The sequence below is a fragment of the Type-E symbiont of Plautia stali genome (assembly GCF_059731115.1).
Genome location: NZ_AP035907.1, coordinates 24,879 through 42,412, shown reverse-complemented (window position 1 = coordinate 42,412; position 17,534 = coordinate 24,879). Strand labels below are relative to the sequence as shown.

At 53.5% G+C, this 17,534-nt stretch carries 21 protein-coding genes; 10 read left to right on the top strand and 11 right to left on the bottom strand.

Annotated elements, in window-relative coordinates; genetic code table 11:
- Positions 1-24: 24 nt before the first annotated feature.
- Entirely contained in the window at positions 25-1,074 is a 1,050-nt protein-coding gene (locus AC6I8L_RS20120) for an NAD(P)-dependent alcohol dehydrogenase (RefSeq protein ID WP_058960430.1), read from the bottom strand.
- A gap of 109 nt (positions 1,075-1,183) precedes the next feature.
- Here AC6I8L_RS20120 and AC6I8L_RS20115 point away from each other — a divergent pair, with 109 nt between their 5' ends.
- Entirely contained in the window at positions 1,184-1,615 is a 432-nt protein-coding gene (locus AC6I8L_RS20115; RefSeq protein ID WP_058960431.1) for a winged helix-turn-helix transcriptional regulator, read from the top strand.
- Here the strand turns inward: AC6I8L_RS20115 and AC6I8L_RS20110 are convergent.
- Entirely contained in the window at positions 1,557-2,381 is an 825-nt protein-coding gene (locus tag AC6I8L_RS20110; protein WP_058960432.1) for a helix-turn-helix transcriptional regulator, read from the bottom strand. The genes AC6I8L_RS20115 and AC6I8L_RS20110 overlap by 59 nt on opposite strands.
- A 103-nt stretch (positions 2,382-2,484) precedes the next feature.
- Between AC6I8L_RS20110 and AC6I8L_RS20105 the strand changes: the two genes are divergently transcribed.
- On the top strand, positions 2,485-3,375 hold the full coding sequence (locus tag AC6I8L_RS20105; protein ID WP_058960433.1) for an SDR family oxidoreductase: 891 nt from the start codon (positions 2,485-2,487) through the stop codon (positions 3,373-3,375).
- Here AC6I8L_RS20105 and AC6I8L_RS20100 read toward each other — a convergent pair.
- Complete coding sequence (locus AC6I8L_RS20100; protein WP_479401767.1) at positions 3,360-4,274, bottom strand: LysR family transcriptional regulator; 915 nt, start codon at positions 4,272-4,274, stop codon at positions 3,360-3,362. The genes AC6I8L_RS20105 and AC6I8L_RS20100 overlap by 16 nt on opposite strands.
- A gap of 102 nt (positions 4,275-4,376) precedes the next feature.
- Between AC6I8L_RS20100 and AC6I8L_RS20095 the strand changes: the two genes are divergently transcribed.
- Positions 4,377-5,552: an MFS transporter gene (locus AC6I8L_RS20095; protein WP_034822405.1), complete on the top strand. Its 1,176-nt coding sequence runs from the start codon at positions 4,377-4,379 to the stop codon at positions 5,550-5,552.
- 76 nt (positions 5,553-5,628) lie between these two features.
- On the opposite strand, the gene AC6I8L_RS20090 is transcribed toward AC6I8L_RS20095, so the two are convergent.
- Both AC6I8L_RS20090 and AC6I8L_RS20085 read right to left on the bottom strand, forming a co-directional pair.
- Positions 5,629-6,450: a Cof-type HAD-IIB family hydrolase gene (locus AC6I8L_RS20090; RefSeq protein WP_034822403.1), complete on the bottom strand. Its 822-nt coding sequence runs from the start codon at positions 6,448-6,450 to the stop codon at positions 5,629-5,631.
- Positions 6,451-6,587: 137 nt separating this feature from the next.
- Entirely contained in the window at positions 6,588-7,226 is a 639-nt protein-coding gene (locus AC6I8L_RS20085; RefSeq protein ID WP_058960434.1) for a TetR/AcrR family transcriptional regulator, read from the bottom strand.
- An 81-nt stretch (positions 7,227-7,307) separates the two neighbouring features.
- Between AC6I8L_RS20085 and AC6I8L_RS20080 the strand changes: the two genes are divergently transcribed.
- Entirely contained in the window at positions 7,308-7,979 is a 672-nt protein-coding gene (locus AC6I8L_RS20080; protein WP_058960435.1) for an O-methyltransferase, read from the top strand.
- 32 nt (positions 7,980-8,011) lie between these two features.
- Here AC6I8L_RS20080 and dksA read toward each other — a convergent pair whose 3' ends face one another.
- Positions 8,012-8,431: an RNA polymerase-binding protein DksA gene (dksA, locus tag AC6I8L_RS20075; protein ID WP_058960436.1), complete on the bottom strand. Its 420-nt coding sequence runs from the start codon at positions 8,429-8,431 to the stop codon at positions 8,012-8,014.
- A 72-nt stretch (positions 8,432-8,503) separates the two neighbouring features.
- Here dksA and AC6I8L_RS20070 point away from each other — a divergent pair, with 72 nt between their 5' ends.
- Positions 8,504-8,731 (top strand): hypothetical protein, encoded by a 228-nt coding sequence (locus tag AC6I8L_RS20070; RefSeq protein ID WP_058960437.1) that lies wholly within the window; start codon positions 8,504-8,506, stop codon positions 8,729-8,731.
- A 1-nt stretch (position 8,732) separates the two neighbouring features.
- Here AC6I8L_RS20070 and AC6I8L_RS20065 read toward each other — a convergent pair whose 3' ends face one another.
- The 5 genes from AC6I8L_RS20065 to AC6I8L_RS20045 form a co-directional block, all read right to left on the bottom strand.
- A complete protein-coding gene (locus AC6I8L_RS20065) occupies positions 8,733-9,923 on the bottom strand; it encodes a CobW family GTP-binding protein (RefSeq protein ID WP_058960477.1) in 1,191 nt (396 codons plus the stop codon).
- A gap of 185 nt (positions 9,924-10,108) precedes the next feature.
- Complete coding sequence (zigA, locus tag AC6I8L_RS20060) at positions 10,109-11,320, bottom strand: zinc metallochaperone GTPase ZigA (RefSeq protein ID WP_058960438.1); 1,212 nt, start codon at positions 11,318-11,320, stop codon at positions 10,109-10,111.
- Positions 11,321-11,478: 158 nt separating this feature from the next.
- Positions 11,479-12,585, bottom strand: a complete 1,107-nt coding sequence (locus tag AC6I8L_RS20055; protein WP_034822383.1) for an ABC transporter substrate-binding protein — start codon at positions 12,583-12,585, stop codon at positions 11,479-11,481.
- Positions 12,586-12,687: 102 nt separating this feature from the next.
- Entirely contained in the window at positions 12,688-12,822 is a 135-nt protein-coding gene (locus AC6I8L_RS20050; RefSeq protein WP_286119825.1) for a hypothetical protein, read from the bottom strand.
- A gap of 44 nt (positions 12,823-12,866) precedes the next feature.
- Positions 12,867-13,622: an IclR family transcriptional regulator gene (locus AC6I8L_RS20045; protein ID WP_034822379.1), complete on the bottom strand. Its 756-nt coding sequence runs from the start codon at positions 13,620-13,622 to the stop codon at positions 12,867-12,869.
- A 381-nt stretch (positions 13,623-14,003) separates the two neighbouring features.
- Between AC6I8L_RS20045 and AC6I8L_RS20040 the strand changes: the two genes are divergently transcribed.
- From AC6I8L_RS20040 to AC6I8L_RS20020, 5 genes are all read left to right on the top strand, one after another.
- Positions 14,004-14,396, top strand: a complete 393-nt coding sequence (locus AC6I8L_RS20040; protein WP_058960439.1) for a RidA family protein — start codon at positions 14,004-14,006, stop codon at positions 14,394-14,396.
- 139 nt (positions 14,397-14,535) lie between these two features.
- Entirely contained in the window at positions 14,536-15,360 is an 825-nt protein-coding gene (locus AC6I8L_RS20035) for an ABC transporter substrate-binding protein (RefSeq protein WP_268152761.1), read from the top strand.
- 50 nt (positions 15,361-15,410) lie between these two features.
- Complete coding sequence (locus AC6I8L_RS20030; protein ID WP_045833600.1) at positions 15,411-16,148, top strand: amino acid ABC transporter permease; 738 nt, start codon at positions 15,411-15,413, stop codon at positions 16,146-16,148.
- Positions 16,145-16,789, top strand: coding sequence for an amino acid ABC transporter permease (locus AC6I8L_RS20025; protein ID WP_045815500.1), 645 nt, complete (start codon positions 16,145-16,147; stop codon positions 16,787-16,789). Before AC6I8L_RS20030 ends, AC6I8L_RS20025 begins: the two co-directional genes overlap by 4 nt.
- A complete protein-coding gene (locus AC6I8L_RS20020; protein WP_034822369.1) occupies positions 16,786-17,523 on the top strand; it encodes an amino acid ABC transporter ATP-binding protein in 738 nt (245 codons plus the stop codon). Before AC6I8L_RS20025 ends, AC6I8L_RS20020 begins: the two co-directional genes overlap by 4 nt.
- The last annotated feature ends 11 nt before the right edge of the window (positions 17,524-17,534 follow it).

The following is a 17,534-nucleotide window of genomic DNA, read 5'->3' as shown; positions in this document are numbered from 1 at the left end:
TCAGGCTGAAATCGCCAACCTTTATCACCAGCGGGTCGCTGCCATATCAATCACAAAGCGATATTTCACATCACCTTTCAGCATGCGCACGAATGCATCTTCGACTGCTTCACCCGCAATCAATTCGATATCTGCCGTGATGTTGTGTTCGCCGCAGAAATCCAGCATCTCCTGCGTCTCTTTGATGCTGCCGATGGATGAGCCGCTGATGCTCAGGCGACGGAAGACCATCGGCGTGACGTCAGGAGCCTGATGCGGTTGTTCCGGAATGCCTACCAGCACCAAACGACCATTGGTTTTGAGCGTGGCGAGGTAGGGATCGAGATCGTGAGGCGCGGACACGCAGTCGATAATGAAATCGAGAGAGGTTCGCGCCGCTGCCATCTGTTCCGCATCGCGTGAGACCACCACGCGGCTGGCCCCCAGACGTCGCGCATCGGCACCTTTTTCCGGAGAGGTAGTGAATAGCGTCACTTCCGCACCCATCGCACTCGCCAGTTTTACCGCCATATGCCCAAGCCCGCCTAAACCCACGACGCCGACTTTGTCACCAGCCTGCACCTTGAAGTGACGCAACGGTGACCAAACGGTGACGCCCGCACACAGCAACGGCGCAACGCCTGCCAGCGACAGGTTCTGCGGCACTGACACCACAAAATGCTGATCGACCACCACATTCTGTGCATAGCCGCCCCAGGTGCTGTCGCCAGTGTGTTTGTCGATACCATTATAGGTCGCGGTAAATCCGGCTTTGCAGTACTGCTCTTCCTGCTGCTGGCAGAAATGGCATTCACGACAAGAATCAACCATCACGCCGACACCCACCACATCACCGACCTTGAAGTTTGTGACCGCTGCACCGGTTTCCCGCACGCGACCGACGATTTCGTGGCCCGGCACCAGCGGATAACGACTGACCGCCCATTCGTTACGTGCCATATGCAGATCGGAGTGACACACGCCGCAGTACAGGATATCGATTTTCACGTCCTGCGGCTGCAGTGGACGCAGCGCGATCTGGCTGGATACTAAAGGTTTTGCCGCGTCGTGTGCGACTAATGCGTTGATTTTCATGGTGCCTCCGCAAGGTGCTGGCGTTATTGAGTTGAAGGCGGCAGACTATAGTCAACGTGGTGCAAAAATGATAGTAGTCACCATTTGGTGACCATAAGGAGAGACACCGATGCCAGCCTGGGTTGACGGTAAACTGGTTTTTTATGCGGATTCCCCGCCGCGTCGCTTGATGGACCTGTTCTCGCTGAAGTGGAGCAGCATGGTGCTGCACGCGCTTTATCACTGGCCGGGACAACGTGCCCGAACCGGGGAACTGCAACGCAGCCTGCAGGGAATTTCGAAGAAAATGCTTTTTCAGACACTGAAAGAGCTGGAGCAGCGCGGACTGATCGCCCGGCATGTGTACGACGTGGTTCCACCGAAAGTGGATTATCGCTTAACGCCGTTAGGATTGACCTTCGCAGCGCCGATTGAGCAGATGTATCTGTGGGGGCTGGAAAACCAGGCTGCGCTGGATGCGATGGACGCCAACTTAAAAGCGGCTACGGACGTGCCATCAGACGTTCCACCGTCTCACGATCTCTCGGCAAGCGAGGATTAAACACCACCAGGCTCAGGCCGGGCTTACCCTCAACCGCGAAGGTGCTGTATTCAAGTTCCAGCACGCCTTCGTCCGGGAGCCACAGTTGCTTTATCCCTTCGCCATGCTGGCTCACTTCCTGCGATTGCCACAGTTGACGGAAGGTTTCGCTCATCGCGCTAAGTTCTTCCACCAGCGCGCGCACATGTTCGCTGGCACCGGTGCGTGCTACGTCGGCACGGAAATTCGCCACCATGTTACGCGTGACCTGATGCCAATCCGGCAGGCGTTTTTTCATCTCTTCGTTGCTGAACATCATCAACAGGATATTGCGCTGTTCCGGCGGCAGCTGCGCGTAATCTACAAACACTTTGGTCGCCGCATGGTTCCACGCCACCACCTGCCATTCAGCAGTTTTCACTAGTGCGGGCGTGTGCGTCATGCTATCCAGGACGCGTTGCAACGAGGGTGAAACATCCACGCCCGCCTGCCAGGTGACGCCCGGTAAACGATTTTGCGCCAGCAGAAACAGGTGGTCGCGCTCGGCGGCACTCAGCTCCAACGCTTTGGATAACCGTTCCAATACCTCTTCGGAGGGCGCACCGCCTCTGCCCTGCTCCAGCCAGGTGTACCAGGTGGTGCTGACGCAGGCGCGCACCGCCACCTCTTCCCGACGCAATCCGGGCGTACGACGCCGCAGCAACGGATAGCCGAGTTTGCCGGCATCCAGTCGCTGACGGCGTTCACGCAGGTAGTTGCCGAGCAGATTGTCGTCTTGTTGGGTCATGGCGTTATCCTGTTAGTGCCTATACCTGTATAAGCTCACGACTTTTCGCCGCGCCGCAGACTTTTATCATAGTGCTTCAACAGCCAGAAATAGGAGTACGAATATGCGACTTTTTGTGACCGGCGCAAGCGGCTTTATCGGTTCGGCCATTGTGAAAAAACTGCAGGCACGCGGCGTGGACGTGCTTGGACTGGCACGCAGTGACGCGTCAGCAGAGAAACTGCACCAGCAGGGAGTCCAGGTGATGCGCGGCGATTTAGAAGATATTGCCAGCCTGCGTAGCGCCGTTGAACAGAGTGACGGTGTAATCCATGTCGGCTATATCCATGATTTCAGCCGCATGGATCACGCAGCGGCTATCGATCAGCAGGCGATTCTGGCGATGGGTGAAGTACTTGCCGGGTCAAACCGTCCGCTAGTGGTGACCACCGGTACTGCATTGGTCTCGCCAGGACGTCTCGCGGTTGAACAGACTCAACCGGTTTCCGGCGGCCATCCTCGTTCCGACTCCAACATCGCCGCACTCGCGCTGGCGGATAAAGGGGTGCGCGTCTCGCTAGTGCGTCTTCCGCCCACGGTACACGGCGCAGGCGACCACGGCTTTGTGCCGATGATCATTAATATGGCGAAAGAGAAAGGCGCGGCGGTGTATATCGGGGATGGTGCGAATCGCTGGCCTGCGGTGCATCGTGATGATGCGGCGGAGTTGTTCTGCCTCGCCACCGAGCACGCCGAAGCCGGCACGATTTTGCATGCGATTCAGGAAGGAGGCATCCCATTTCGTCAGATCGCCGAAACCATTGGTGCAGGTTTGTCTCTGCCGGTGAAAAGCCTGAGCATGGAAGAAGCGAAAGAATGGCTGGGCTGGATGGCGTTCTTTGCTTCCATTGATAATCCGGCTTCCAGTGAATGGACGCGCCAGACCTTTAACTGGCAGCCCACCGGACCGGGACTGCTGCAGGATATGCGTGAGGCGGGTTATTTTTCGCGTTGATTCCGCACCGCCTCTTGCAGGAAATCAATAAACGCGCGGCTTCTTGCGGGAAGAAAACTCCGTTCCTGGTAGAGCAGCGCAATCTCAAGGGGTGCGGGAGCGAGTTCAAGCTCAATCACTTCTAACTGCCCACTTCGAATATAAGGCTCACAAGCCTGCGCTGAAAGGATGGCAAACCCGATGCCTTTCAGTGCAGCTTGCATCGCCATCTCACCACTGTCGACACGGAAAGGACTCAGCACATTGATGTGTCGAAATCCTTTGCCAGTGGTTATAAATTGCCACGCTTGCCCCTGAAGTGCACTTACGGTGGTGATGCAGGGCAGAGCCAGCAATTGTTCTGTTTGCGTTGGTCTGGCGTATTTTTGCAGTAAAGTCGGCGCCGCAACAATGTGGCAGGGTAATGAAGCCAGCGGTCGAGCTATGACATCACTGCTGGCGCGCGTGCCGCGACTGATATCAATGACAACATCGCAGTCATCCCACAGTGCCTCTGCTCCCTGCAGGCTGGTAGTACAATGGAGTTCAATTCTGGGATATCGCAGTGCAAAGTCAGCCAAGAGATTGCCGAAAATCACCGGCCCGACTCCATTTGGTAAACATACGCGTAGCAGCCCTTCCGGCTCAGTTTGTGCGTGGCTTAATCTGGCTTCCGTCTCATTCACCGAGTCCAGCAGTGGTCGCATGCTGTCAAAAAACATCTGCCCTGCTTCAGTAAGCTTCATTTGGCGCGTACTTCGCTGTATGAGTCGCATCCCTAATCGTTCTTCCAGCTGCGAAATCTGGCGACTCACATTCGATGCAGGTATATTCAAGGCACGCGCGCCGCCGATAAAACTGCCCTTCTCTGCAACGGTGACGAATACCCGCAAAACATTTAAATCGATTCTACTGCGCATCGTTTATCCCATTTTTGATAATTAATCGTCTCACTTTATCGCTCTAATCATAATGAAGCACGGGCAATAGACTAGGCCTCCTGTAACTTAATGGAGCAAACTATGCCTGTCCTCACCCCGCAATCAGGTTCATTCGCTGTGATCCGCATCGCTGTGATTATCGCTTTTGTCCAATTCACGAATGCCCTCGAATACATGATGTTTAATCCGCTGTTTGCCTACATGGCGTCTCAATTTTCAGTGCCTGTCACTTATGCAGGTTATGTCACGGGGACTTACACCCTGGGTTCAGTGCTATCCGGGTTATGTATTTGGAAATGGATTGACCGCGTTAATGCCAAGCGGTTTTTACTGTGGAATATGGCGCTTTTAGGCGCTCTGACGGTGCTGATCACCTTCACGAGCGATTATACCCTGCTGCTGGTTCTACGATTTATGGCGGGCTTAGTGGGAGGAACAACCATGGGTGTGGGGATGAGTTTATTAATCAGCCTCGCGCCAGCGGCCTTACGAGCACGGATGATTGCCACCGTCATTGCCGCTTTCTCTGTGGTCAGCATTGCAGGGATGCCGACCATGCTGTTTTTGAGCACACATTTCGGCTGGTATAGCGCAACGAGACTCATTGGTTTGCTGTGCCTGATAGCTTTGCTTCTTATTGCCGGGTTTATTCCTGATGCCCCGCGCAAAATCTCCCCTAAATCATCGATAACAATGACGCCAGAATGGTTGTTTTTCGCCAGCGGGAACGCCATCGCGCAATTCACTCCTATGCTCATCATTCCTGCTTTAGTGCCTTTATTGACCCAACACATGCAGGCTGTGAGCGCCTCGCTGCCAATGCTGTTCTTCATCGGTGGCATCGCTGGGTTGATGGCGACAAAGCTTACCGGAAAGCTATTGGCTCACTGGTCCAGCTACACCTTAGCCGTTGTCTCAACGCTGATATTACTGGTCAGCATGCTGCTTCCCGTGACAGGTTTGCATGCCAGCGCATTATTCATGGGGCTGTTTCTGAGCGGGGCTTACGGACGATTGGTGGTGGTGTCGTGTGTGACGACGAGGTTTCCAAATGAGGCTAGTCGGGCTGGTTTCCTGTCCCTGCAAACGGCGCTGATGTCATTGAGTACCACCCTCGCCTTTTTTGTTTCGGCCATGACTTTTGAGATAGCAGCGCCACTTCCGATCATATTCTGGGTGCTGGTTGCCGGCAGCGCATTACTCTTGCCACCGCTGATTAAGAGGATGGAAAAAAGGTTAGCGAGACGTGAGGCCTGAGGTGATAAAGGTAGCGGCAGAATCGATCGCCCAGCTAAAAGTTTAGCTCTGGTTCGATAAACTCTGCCGCGAGGGATTAGCCAAACGGCTCTTCGCGTGCCAGCAAGCGTGCTATCACGTTAAGCGCACCTTCGTCGTTATTGCTGTCGGTTTTATAACGCGCAACAGCGGCCACGGGTGCGGCTGCATTGGCCATCGAAAAGCTGTAGCACGCCTGACGCAGCATTTCGAGGTCATTGGCGCTGTCGCCAATGGCCAGCACTTCGCAATCGTCGATGCCCCATTTTTCCTGCAGCAGCGCGATGCCATGTGCTTTGTGGCAGCCAGGAATGATCAGATCGACAAAACCAAAGCCGCTGGAGACCGGATGCATAATGTTTTCAATCGCGCCCAGTTCTTTGTGCAAACGCTCCATCAGGGCATCCACCCCTTCGTGGGCCAGATTCAACGAAAACTTAAAGATGGTGTCATCGATATCGTAGAGGTTGTCGCGCTTTTCCAGCCGATGATAGTGATTCGCCAGCATCGCAATCACTTCCTCCGGCATTGAAGTGTGCACATAAGCGCCATTGCGACCGCACACCACGGTGCTGATATCCGGCTCTTTCGCCAGAATATCGAGAATTTGATGGACGCGTTCTGGCGCTAATTCGCCGCAGAAGATCTCTTCATTGCTGTCTGACACCCAGGCACCGTTCTCGGCGACAAAGGCGATTTCATCTTTGATATCCGGGAAATAGCGTTGTAACTGGTAATACTGATTGCCACTGGCGACCACAAAACGAACGCCCTTCTCTTTCAACAAAGCGTACTGGCGCGCAAAACGCTGGGCGTTGTACTGTTTGTTGTCATCGAGAAAAGTCCCATCCATATCCACCGCAATCATTTTTACTGCCATCTTACTCTCCCGTATCGTTTGACCAGCATTCCATCCAGCTGTGAAAAGGTTTTCATAGAGCTTACTCGCGGTGTGGATTAATGAGAATGGTAATAATGAGATTGTTAACCGCTTTCAGAGATTTCCAGTGCCATCTTTTACTGCAAATCCGCCCCTTTTTCCCTGATCCAGACACAGAACATCTCTGCCATGTCCTTTGCGTAGTCGAGAATCTCCGCCTCAGTGCGCGGTGTTTCGGAAAAATGCTTGCCCACGTTACCCAGTGTGCTGTTGATCAGGTCCGCAGCGCGCAGACGTTGTTTCTCTTCCAACTGGGGCAATAACTCATACAGGAAGTCACTCATCACGTTTTCACCCGCCGCGCGCGCGGCTGCCACTTCCGGTGCATCACGGTATAACGGCGCTGCATCGTTAAGTGCGGTACGCATTGCCGCTTCTTCACACTCTGAGTGCAAGAAAGCGAGCGTGAGTCGGTGCAGACGTTCACCCGCAGGCACATCTCGATTGCGCAGGATTGATCCTAAAAGATCGCCGGTGCGTTGCCACTCCTCGCTCTGTAATCGAAAGAGGATAGCCGCTTTATTGGGAAAGTATTGATACAACGATCCAATACTCACACCAGCACGCTCCGCCACACGTGCGGTGGTAAACCGCGTGGCGCCTTCCTGTTCCAAAACCTGAGTAGCGGCTTGCAAAATCGCCGAAACCAGCTCGCTGGATCGCGCTTGTTGCGGCTTTTTTCTCTCTGAAATCTTAGCGTTACGGCGTTCAGCCATCTGATGCTCCTGAACACGAATAGTGAAATGCGAATGATTCATCGTATTGTGTTCGCACAGATTAATCCACGGAGAATCACCATGAATACCTTAACTTCCGCGCCCCTGGCGCCGCTGCTTAACTACCTGTTCGAACTGGCCGACAATATGGCGCATCCGACCAATGAAGCCTTCCGCGTGATGTCCGATGAAGAGCAAAATCGCCTGTTGCAGAGCAAAACAGATTATCTCGAACTCTATGGTCATCTGAAAAATGTGCCACTGGCGGTGTCGCGTGAGACTGGCAAACTGCTGTATATGCTGGCACGCAGCACCAAGGCGCAGTCGATAGTGGAGTTTGGCACCTCCTTTGGTATTTCAACGCTACATCTCGCGGCAGCGTTACGCGATAACGGCGGCGGAAAGATCATCACCAGTGAATTTGAGCCGGGCAAGGTTGCCTTAGCACGTAATCATTTTGCGGATGCGGGCGTGAGTGATTTGATTGAAGTGCGCGTGGGTGACGCGCTGCATACGTTGAGCCGCGACCTGCCTGCTGCCATCGATATGCTGGTGCTGGATGGCGCCAAGGCAATTTACCCTGAGATACTGGCGCTGGTTGAATCACATTTGCGCCCTGGTGCGCTGATCGTCGCCGATGATGCCGATTTCAGCCCCGAATATCTCGAAAATGTGCACAGCGGGCGTGGCTATCTGTCGCTGCCGTTTTACGATGGCGTTGAAGTGTCAATGTGGCTGGGACGTTCAAAGTAATCAGCACCCAGAGCCTGTGCTCTGGGTGACTGTCATTTTCGGTACTGCGCTTCAACCCGCTCCTGCTTAATCTTCGCATCAATTGAAAGTTCCGCCGTGGGTCGCAGCAGCAAACGCGCCAGGCCTATCGGATCGCCCGTCTCACGGCAATAGCCATATTCACCATGATGAATACGCTGCATGGCGGCATCAATTTTCGGCAGCAGGCGGCTTTCGCGATCAATCTGACGAAACAATAAGCGTAACTCCTCTTCGCGGATCGCTTTATCCGCTTCATCCCCTTGCTGTTCACTGCGTTGCAGCTGCGTTTTCAGGTAGTCGATATGTTCGAGCAGTTCCTGCCGCTCAAAACGTAATAAGCGCAAAAAATAGTCACTCTGGTGAGGATTCATATACTCTTCTGGCGGCATACTGAGAAGGTTTTGCTGCTCGGCTGCTGTGGGTTTGGTCATATTGAAATTCCTTAACAGCTTCGTGTTAATGTTATATCGTCACATTTCAAATCATTCATTGAGGTTGCTGCGATGAAGAGCACTGTTCCTCTGTTACTTATCGCCATAGCATCGGCAAAAGCAGGTGCCTTTCAGGCAAAGATTGATACGTTAAAACTGGCGCAAAAACCGGATACCGCAGTGGCCAACGTCGATTTGACACAGCCTCTGGCGACGGCGGAAGTGCATGCGGCGCTGTTAAAGCCCGTATCCGGCTGCCAGTGTCCGTTCTGTACGCAAATGCGTGCGCTGGCGGGCTAACTCAGGCGGATACGCGCGCCACGCGCTGCGGCCAGGGATCGGCAAATTCGCCGCCACTTTGCCACCATGCAAGCTCCTCTTCGTTGAGAAAGCAGCGTTTCAGGGCGACGGTGAAGGCTTTCACCTCATCCGGTTCACCAATAACCGTTAAACTGCAGCGCCGATCGCCAAATCGCCCCGGCATTTTTGCCACTGCCTGTTCGACCGCCGCGCGCTCCTCAGCAGTAAGCGGACTATCACGATGATTCAGAATTCCCGCTTTCCAGTAACTGATAAATTCCAGACTGATGCTGCCCGTGGCCTGATTCCATAACAGTGCCAGGTCATCCCGCGTCGGCAACCAGAAAAAGCCTTTGCTGCGATAGATGCCCGCGCCCATAAAGTGGTGGCAGGTATCCCACAATCGCTGTGGATGGAATGGACGATCGTCGTGAATCACTTCGGAAGTCATTTGCCACGCACCGGGATCAATGGCATCCACCTCATCCGCTAATTCTTCAATTAACTGCGCGACCCGCCCGAAATCGTAGGGCTGCATCGCCATGAGTTCACTCAGAGAGAGGTTTCCCCGCGATACCGCCATCACTGCCACATAGGGATTGAGCGGATGAATGGCCTGGGCAATGCGGGTAATGCTGGAAGACGGCAGCCGATCATTTTTGGTGAGCAGCAGATGGCTGCAAAACATGATTTGTTCTGCCAGCAGATTCTCGATGCGCCGCTCGTGACGAGTCAGATTGGCCTGCAAACGAGGAATCAGCGCTTCGCCCTGCTGGTAATCATCATTCAGCATCACGCTGTCGACCAGCGATAAGAATCCATTGAGTTGCACTTCAGCATGATCGCGGAAATAACGCACCAGTGGCAACGGATGGCTACTGCCCGAGGTTTCCAGCAGGATCAGATCCGGGCGATGTGCGTTGAGCATCGACTCAAGTGCGGCATCGAGTTTTTCGATACCCGTTCGGCTGCTAATACTGTCGGCCGAGAGCGTAATGAAATTATGTTTACTGGCGTTGACGATTTCAGTGTTGGCAATCAGCACGCCATCGACGTCCAGTTCGCTCATATCATTGACGATGACGCAGACTGCAAGTTGCTGTTTATGCGCCTGAACCAACAGACTTTTTAATAGCGTTGTTTTGCCTGCACCCAGAAAACCGTTGAGAATGGTGAGGGGAATTTTTTGCATCGTGACCTCTTGCTGCCGCACGTTGCGGCTGGGTTTGCCATCCATGGCGTCATGCCGTTCCGTTAAACCAGGTTCTGCCAAAGTACCCGCTGGGTAAACGCGCTTCGCTCAGGCAGAAATGTGTTGCCGGGCGCTCAGTTCATTGCACCGTCAACGATCTACCCGGTTCCTCGCGTTTATCTTCCTCAGTGAAACCAGGGTTCAAACGGATCTGGATATTCGGCCCAGTTTTCCGGGCCCTGCGCCATCTCTTCGTCAGTCAGCAGCGCATTTTCCAGCTGGTTGCGCAGACGAGCTTCATCCATCTCAATACCAATAAACACGATTTCCTGACGCGCATCGCCAGTGCCCTCGACCCAGTTCTGCATGATGTATTCCAGCGTCTCGGGATCTTCCGGCCAGCGCTCTTTCGGCGCGCTGGCCCACCACATGCCTGCTAAGCCCTGACGCGTCACGCCACCGGCCTGTGACCAGGAACCGGCATAATGAGGACGACTGGCGAGCCAGAAGAAGCCCTTAGACCGCACCACGCCTTTGAGATCGCCTTCAATGACGCTGGCGAAGCGGGTGGGATGGAAAGGACGACGCGCGCGGAACACAAAGTTGCGGATGCCATACTCTTCGGTTTCTGGCGTATGTGAACCGCGCAGTTCTTGCAACCAGCCGGGGGCTTGTGAGGCCGCATCAAAATCAAATAAACCGGTATTCAGCACTTCCTTCAGTGCAACCTTGCCAAACTCAGAGGTCACCACGCGTGCGCGCGGGTTGAGAGAATGCAATATCGCCAGCAAGCGAGCTTTTTCCGCTTCATCAATCAGATCGGTTTTGTTCAGAATCAGCACGTCGCAGAACTCAATCTGATCCACCAGCAGATCCACCACCGTGCGTTCATCTTCTTCACCCAGCGATTCACCGCGGGATTTGATGCTCTCGTTGGATTCGTAATCGCGCAGGAAATTGAAGCCGTCCACGACGGTCACCATGGTGTCCAGCGCAGCGACTTCTGACAGGCTCTGACCATCTTCATCGGCAAAGGTAAAGGTTTCCGCCACCGGCAGCGGTTCGGAAATACCGGTCGATTCGATCACCAGGTTATCGAAACGGCCATCTTTTGCGAGGCGATCTACCTCCAGCAGCAGATCTTCACGCAGCGTGCAGCAGATGCAGCCGTTACTCATCTCGACTAACTTCTCATCGGTGCGCGACAGCTCCGCCCCGCCCTCACGCACCAGAGCGGCATCGATATTCACTTCCGACATATCGTTAACGATCACTGCCACGCGGCGACCTTCGCGATTGTTAAGAATATGGTTAAGCAGCGTGGTTTTGCCCGCGCCGAGAAAGCCGGAGAGGACAGTTACCGGCAACTTTTTAAAATTCGGGGATAATGATGACATTGCAACTCCTTCAACATGACAAGTGCAGGTGCGGTGACATGCCACACCAAACGTTATAATTGATATGTTATAACATAACAATTACGGTTGTCATTGCGTCGAAGAAAGTTTGTTGTTTAAGGCAAAAAAAGCGGGCCGTTTCGACCCGCTATAAAGCATTACTTGTTATCGGGATAGCTTAGATCGATCGCTTCATCCGGTAACTTAGTGAATTTTTTCACGATAGTGCGGAAGTCGGCGTTAGGCGTCAAATCGGCAAACTGTTGCGGATAAAGGTCTTTAGCCAAAATTTCCATCCCCACGATGTTGTAAGGGTGGTTATAGAAATGATGGTACACGCCATAAACACGGCCATTCTTCACCGGCTCGATCTGTGCCAGACCGGTACGTTTCAATAGTGTCTGGAAAGTGGCATTCACCTCTTTCGGCTGCACGCCGTAGCCGAATGGCAGCACGTTGGTGTTAGGACGTTTTGAACCGGTCATGATGTAAACATCCGGTTTCATCGCAATAATTTTTTCCAGCGCGATAAAGCCCACGTTGCCCGGCAACAGCTCGGAACCAATATTCTTACCGCCTACGGCTTCGACTAGTCCGCCCCAGCCATTGTGACTGTGAGTGAAGCAGCAGTTATCGCTGTTACCGGCAATCGGCTCAATAAACACAGTCGGTTTGTTCTTCACCTCAGCGACGCCTTTGGTGATGCGATCAAACCTCTGCTGATAGAAATCGGTATAGGCCTTAGCCTGGCTCTCACGGTTCAACACTTTACCCAACAGCGTGACGCTGGGTGCCGTGTTTTGCGCGGGGTGCAGTTCATAATCCACAAACACCACGGGAATATGCAGATTATTCAGCGTACTCAATACACCTGACTGTTGCAGCGCCGGTTTCGCGCGCAGTTGGGCAATCATCATGTCGGGCTTTTGCGCCAGCACGCTTTCTAAATTGACCTGGCCCTGGTCGCTGAAGCCCATATCGACAATTTTGGTCGCTTCCGGCCATTTGCCTTTCAGCAGATCCCAGGTTTGGGTGTCTTGTTTCTTCGGCAGGTTATTCCACGCCACCACACGCTTGAACGGGTCATCACGATCCAGCAGCGCCAGCGTCAGAATATCGCGGCCATCCTGCAGGATGATGTGTTGCGGTTCTTTAGTGATGGTTTGCGTGTTGCCGTCCATATCGGTGACGGTTAACGGGTAAGTGGTAGCCGAAGCCGCCGTGGAAGCCAGTAATCCCATTGCCAGTAGCAGGCGCGTTTTCATCCTAAAACTCCGTGGTAAAAAGAATAGTTATTATTATCAATTACCTTAACACAACCTTAAGGGCCGAAAATAAACGCCAGGACAATGGGTTGTAACCGAGTATTAATGCTGAGTGATAAAGGTTGGATGGCGGATGGCGGATGGCAGATGGCAGATGGCAGATGGCAGATGGCAGATGGCAGATGGCAGATGGCAGATGGCAGATGGCAGATGGCAGATGGCAGATGGATTATCCATTCCCTGCCGGCAGCCCGCAAGCCGCCGCAGCAGGGAAATGCGCGTCAGGTGAAATCGGACAGCTTCTGCCCGGAGGTAATCAACTCCTGCAACAGCATCTGCCGACGCTCTTGCGACGTATCACGGCTGACCATAAAGCAGATCGCCGCCACCGCCTGGCCGCTGCGTGAGCGAATCGGCGCGGCCATACAGCAGGTAAAGCTTTCGGAGAGCCCTTCCGTCATGCAATAACCCAGCTTACCGGCATGGTGGATTTCATCGAGAAACGCCTGCTTATCGAGAATCTGCCCGCTGGCAAGACGGTAATCTTCTTCTGGAATCAAATCGAGGATCGCGCTATCAGACCAGTTGCTGAGTAGCAAGCGGCCAGTCGCAGTCCAGGTGATGGGCACGCGTACACCGATATCTGAGGTGATCTTGAAGGGGTGCGCGTTGCTGCTCTCGGACAGCACCACCGTGTACTTGTTGCCTTCCAGCATGCAAAGCTGCACAGTTTCGCCATGGCGCGCCACAATCTCGACCATCAGCTGATGCGCGCGCCGGATCAGATCGTTATGCGCCATGTAATCCGCACCGTAATAGTGCATCTCGCGACCGAAAAACACCGCACCATCTGCATCTAATTCCACCAGCCCGGCTTCACTGAGCAAACTGACCAACTCATAAACGCTGGATCGGGGTGCGCCAGTGGCATCGATCAAATCGCGCATCGCCATCGGCTGACGGGCAATATGCAACTGACGGAAAATATCAATAACCCGGTCAACACCGCGCGCCCGTGACGGTTTTTCATCCGGCATACGCTTACTCCCCTGTTGCATTGGTGCGATTGGAATACATGAAAAAAGAAAAGCATCATACACCCCAACGCAACAATTACCCATCCCCGTAAAAATAAAAATTAGTCACTGACGTTATATTATGGCGATCTATTTTGGGGCCTCATTTTGGCGCAACGATTTTTTACTGACATTAAAAATTTTCGACGAAGGTCACATTCTTATTAAACGAACACTCCGCAATAAATTTATTTTGCGATCCCGACTACATCACAAAAAATTAAATAGCCGATCACATATTGCAAAAGCAAATCCCCTGTGCAAATCTTGCCCTATCCGGTATTGCAGATTTGAGTCTGATATATCGGACAGACTAACTACTCCAGAAATGAGGCAATTTGCATGACGATAAAACGTTATGGCATTGAAGGCGGGACCGGCACTGGCGGGCAAATGTTGCCCTTCGCCCGTGCGGTAGAGGCCGATGGCTGGCTGTATATCTCAGGCCAGACGCCGATGCGCGACGGTGAAGTGGTGGAAGGCGGTATCATTGAACAGACCCAGTTAGCATTTGATAATTGCCTGACCATCATGCGCGAGGCAGGTTATCGCGTGGAAGATGTGGTACACGTCACGGCGGTGTTGACCGACGCACGCTACTTCAGTTCCTTTAATAAAGTATTCAGTGAGATATTCAGTGGAAATCCACCGGCGCGTATTTGTAGCGTGCAGGATTTAGTGGTCGACTGCAAAGTGGAAGTGGATATGAAATGCTTCCGCGCCGATCGTAAATAATTATTACGGTTAAAACAGGCTGACGATTTTTTATTTTCTTCGCCCACACCAGGACAGCCTGTTATTAATTGATGCTTTTCATTTTGCTGTGAAATATCGGTGTTACGCCGACTCATAACCATTTTATAGAGAGCATAAAATGAACACAACATCGCTTAAATTCGGCGCCGCTGCGCTGGCGTTACTGGTTTTAGCTGGCTGCACACCCACCGAAGAAAAAAAAGAGGCTGGCGCCGCACCGCAATCGGCCCTGCAGAACGTACTGCAACGCGGCACGCTGCGTGTCGGTGACTGCCTGAGCTTTGCCCCCTTTGGTTTTTATGACAAAGACGGCAACCCGGATGGTTATGACGTTGATTTGGCTAAAGCACTGGCCAAGGAGATGGGCGTGAAACTGGAGATGGTGAATACCACCAGCGCCAACCGTATTCCTAATCTGCAAACCAATAAAGTCGATGTGGTGTTCTGTAACTTCACACGCAATCTTGAACGCGCCAAAGAGATCGGCTTCACCAACCCGTATGTGGTGGCCAGTGAGGCAATGCTGGTGCGCAAAAACAGTGGCATTCAATCTGCGCATGATATGGCAGGCAAAACCATCGCCACAGTGAAGGGTTCAACCAATGGGGATGAAGTCCGTAACCTCGGTATTGATGTGAAAATTCAGGAATACGACTCATCGCAAGCCGCGATCCTCGCCGTGAAGCAAGGTCAGGCCGATGCGATGATCGAAGACAACAACTTCCTCGCCTATCAGGCCAAGCTCGATCCGACGCTAACCGTGACCAACGAAGCGCTGGTACCACTGGAATATAACGCCTTCGGTGTGAAACAGGGGGATCAGGTGTGGACCAACTATCTGAATGAATTCCTGTTTGAGATTAATGCATCGGGTGAAAACGCCCAGCTGTATCAGAAATGGTTCGGTAGCAAGCCACGTTACCCGCTGAATCCGCATTATTGATTGATGTGCGGCGCGGCAGTTGATGCCGCGCCGTTCGAAGGAGTCAAACCATGAGTTATCAATGGCTAACCCTCTGGCGCTATGCCGACACCTTTCTTGAGGCCGCATGGCTGACACTGCAGGTGACATTGCTGGCCTTCGTGCTGGCGGTAGCATTGGGTTTATTGTCGGCATTAGCGAAATCATCGCCTGTTGCTCCCCTGCGCTGGATCAGTCACTGCTACGTCGAGTTTATTCGCAACACGCCGGTGCTGCTGCAAATTTTCATCATCTTCTTTGGGCTGCCCTCGCTGGGCATCACCATGAGTGCCTTTACCGCCGGTGTGCTGGCGCTGGGCATCAACGTTGGCGCTTACTTGTCTGAAACCTTTCGTGCGGGGATTCAATCGGTGCCAAAAGGTCAGCTCGAAGCCGCTTATATTCTCGGCATCCCGCGTCGGCAAATCTTTCTCAGCGTGGTGCTGCCGCAGGCGGCACGCGCCGTATGGCCGGCGATCATCAACAACCTGATTCAGCTGCTGCTCGGTACTTCGCTGCTTTCTGCGATTGCCCTGCCAGAACTGACCGGCACCGCCACGGTGATCAACGCCCGCACTCTGCTGTATATCCAGACCTTTAGCGTGGTCGCGCTGGTCTATCTGGTGCTAAGCAATCTGTTCTCCTGGCTGGGCACGGTGGCAGGACGGCGCATGTTCCACCCGCCGCTGGTGACCCCGGTAAAAAAGTCCGCCTGGTGGTGGGCAAAAAAATGGCTGACTAATCCAGTGAAACAGGAGAATGCGCTATGAGCGAGCTTATCATCAGCTCTTTCCCCATCCTGCTGAAAGGACTGGGTATCACGCTGTTGCTGTCCATCGCCGCCATTATCGGCAGCACGTTACTGGGCTTACTGGCGGCAGTGTTGCGCACCAGCCGATTGCCGGTCGCCAAACAGATCGCCGTACTCTATACCGAGCTGTTTCGCGGTACGCCGGTGCTGATCACGCTGATGTTCATCTACTTCGGCGTGGCCTACTTCGGTTATGAGATCAATCTGTTTGCCGCCGGGATCCTCGGTTTGAGCATCTATCAAGGTGCCTATATCGCCGAAGTGTTCCGCGCCGGGATTGAAGCGGTACCGAAAGGACAGTGGGAAGTGTCCTGGATTCTCGGGCTTTCCAAACGTCAAACCTTCATGAGCGTGGTATTGCCCCAAACCCGTGGCATCGTGTTGCCGCCGCTGGCCGGTCAGTATCTTTCGCTGATTAAAGACACCTCGATCGTCAGCATGATCGGCATGTCCGAACTGATGCATCAGGGCCAGGCGATTGTCGATCGCATCGGCCAACCGGTGGTGATTTACGGCCTGGTTGCCCTGCTCTACTTCGCCATTTGCTTCCCGCTTTCACGTTGGGTTCAACATCATCAAACCAGGAGCCAGATATCATGAGCCAATCTGCGATTACGCTGAGCCGCATTACTAAATCCTTTGGCTCCACTCAGGTGCTGAAAGAGATCAGTCTGGATGTTTCACCCGGCGAAGTGCTGGTGTTAATTGGTGCATCCGGCTCAGGAAAAAGCACTGTGCTGCGCATCATGAGCGGCTTAGAAACCGCTGATGGCGGCGAAATATGGGTCAACAAAGTGCCATTGCATGACCGTAAGCGCAGCAGCGAAATTTGCGGCCATGTCGGCATGGTGTTCCAGCAGTTCAACCTGTTCCCGCACAAAACCGCGCTGGGTAACGTCACCCTGGCGCTGATTAAAGCGCAAAAACTGTCGGAAGCGGAAGCCAACAAACGCGGCATGGCGGCACTGACTCGTGTTGGGCTGGCGGAGCGCGCGCATCACTATCCGGCACAGCTTTCCGGTGGTCAGCAGCAGCGCGTCGCCATTGCGCGCGCGCTGGCGGTGGAACCGAAAATTATGTTCTTTGATGAAGCCACCTCCGCACTTGACCCGGAGCTGGTTGGCGAGGTGATGGAAGTGATGCGCAGCCTGGCACGTGAAGGCATGACCATGGTGGTGGTGACGCACGAAATGGGTTTTGCCCGTAAAACGGCCGATCGCGTGGTGTTTATGGATCAGGGCGTTATCGCTGAGCAGGGTTCGCCGGAGCAAATCTTTGTTAATCCGCAGAACCCGCGCACTCAGCAATTCTTATCGCGTGTGCTTGAGCACTAACAGGAGCCACT

Bases quoted from the DNA above. Each gene is read 5' to 3' on its own strand.
- AC6I8L_RS20120 (WP_058960430.1), bottom strand. From the start codon at position 1,074: ATGAAAATCAACGCATTAGTCGCACACGACGCGGCAAAACCTTTAGTA.
- AC6I8L_RS20115 (WP_058960431.1), top strand. From the start codon at position 1,184: ATGCCAGCCTGGGTTGACGGTAAACTGGTTTTTTATGCGGATTCCCCG.
- AC6I8L_RS20110 (WP_058960432.1), bottom strand. From the start codon at position 2,381: ATGACCCAACAAGACGACAATCTGCTCGGCAACTACCTGCGTGAACGC.
- AC6I8L_RS20105 (WP_058960433.1), top strand. From the start codon at position 2,485: ATGCGACTTTTTGTGACCGGCGCAAGCGGCTTTATCGGTTCGGCCATT.
- AC6I8L_RS20100 (WP_479401767.1), bottom strand. From the start codon at position 4,274: ATGCGCAGTAGAATCGATTTAAATGTTTTGCGGGTATTCGTCACCGTT.
- AC6I8L_RS20095 (WP_034822405.1), top strand. From the start codon at position 4,377: ATGCCTGTCCTCACCCCGCAATCAGGTTCATTCGCTGTGATCCGCATC.
- AC6I8L_RS20090 (WP_034822403.1), bottom strand. From the start codon at position 6,450: ATGGCAGTAAAAATGATTGCGGTGGATATGGATGGGACTTTTCTCGAT.
- AC6I8L_RS20085 (WP_058960434.1), bottom strand. From the start codon at position 7,226: ATGGCTGAACGCCGTAACGCTAAGATTTCAGAGAGAAAAAAGCCGCAA.
- AC6I8L_RS20080 (WP_058960435.1), top strand. From the start codon at position 7,308: ATGAATACCTTAACTTCCGCGCCCCTGGCGCCGCTGCTTAACTACCTG.
- dksA (WP_058960436.1), bottom strand. From the start codon at position 8,431: ATGACCAAACCCACAGCAGCCGAGCAGCAAAACCTTCTCAGTATGCCG.
- AC6I8L_RS20070 (WP_058960437.1), top strand. From the start codon at position 8,504: ATGAAGAGCACTGTTCCTCTGTTACTTATCGCCATAGCATCGGCAAAA.
- AC6I8L_RS20065 (WP_058960477.1), bottom strand. From the start codon at position 9,923: ATGCAAAAAATTCCCCTCACCATTCTCAACGGTTTTCTGGGTGCAGGC.
- zigA (WP_058960438.1), bottom strand. From the start codon at position 11,320: ATGTCATCATTATCCCCGAATTTTAAAAAGTTGCCGGTAACTGTCCTC.
- AC6I8L_RS20055 (WP_034822383.1), bottom strand. From the start codon at position 12,585: ATGAAAACGCGCCTGCTACTGGCAATGGGATTACTGGCTTCCACGGCG.
- AC6I8L_RS20050 (WP_286119825.1), bottom strand. From the start codon at position 12,822: ATGGATAATCCATCTGCCATCTGCCATCTGCCATCTGCCATCTGCCAT.
- AC6I8L_RS20045 (WP_034822379.1), bottom strand. From the start codon at position 13,622: ATGCCGGATGAAAAACCGTCACGGGCGCGCGGTGTTGACCGGGTTATT.
- AC6I8L_RS20040 (WP_058960439.1), top strand. From the start codon at position 14,004: ATGACGATAAAACGTTATGGCATTGAAGGCGGGACCGGCACTGGCGGG.
- AC6I8L_RS20035 (WP_268152761.1), top strand. From the start codon at position 14,536: ATGAACACAACATCGCTTAAATTCGGCGCCGCTGCGCTGGCGTTACTG.
- AC6I8L_RS20030 (WP_045833600.1), top strand. From the start codon at position 15,411: ATGAGTTATCAATGGCTAACCCTCTGGCGCTATGCCGACACCTTTCTT.
- AC6I8L_RS20025 (WP_045815500.1), top strand. From the start codon at position 16,145: ATGAGCGAGCTTATCATCAGCTCTTTCCCCATCCTGCTGAAAGGACTG.
- AC6I8L_RS20020 (WP_034822369.1), top strand. From the start codon at position 16,786: ATGAGCCAATCTGCGATTACGCTGAGCCGCATTACTAAATCCTTTGGC.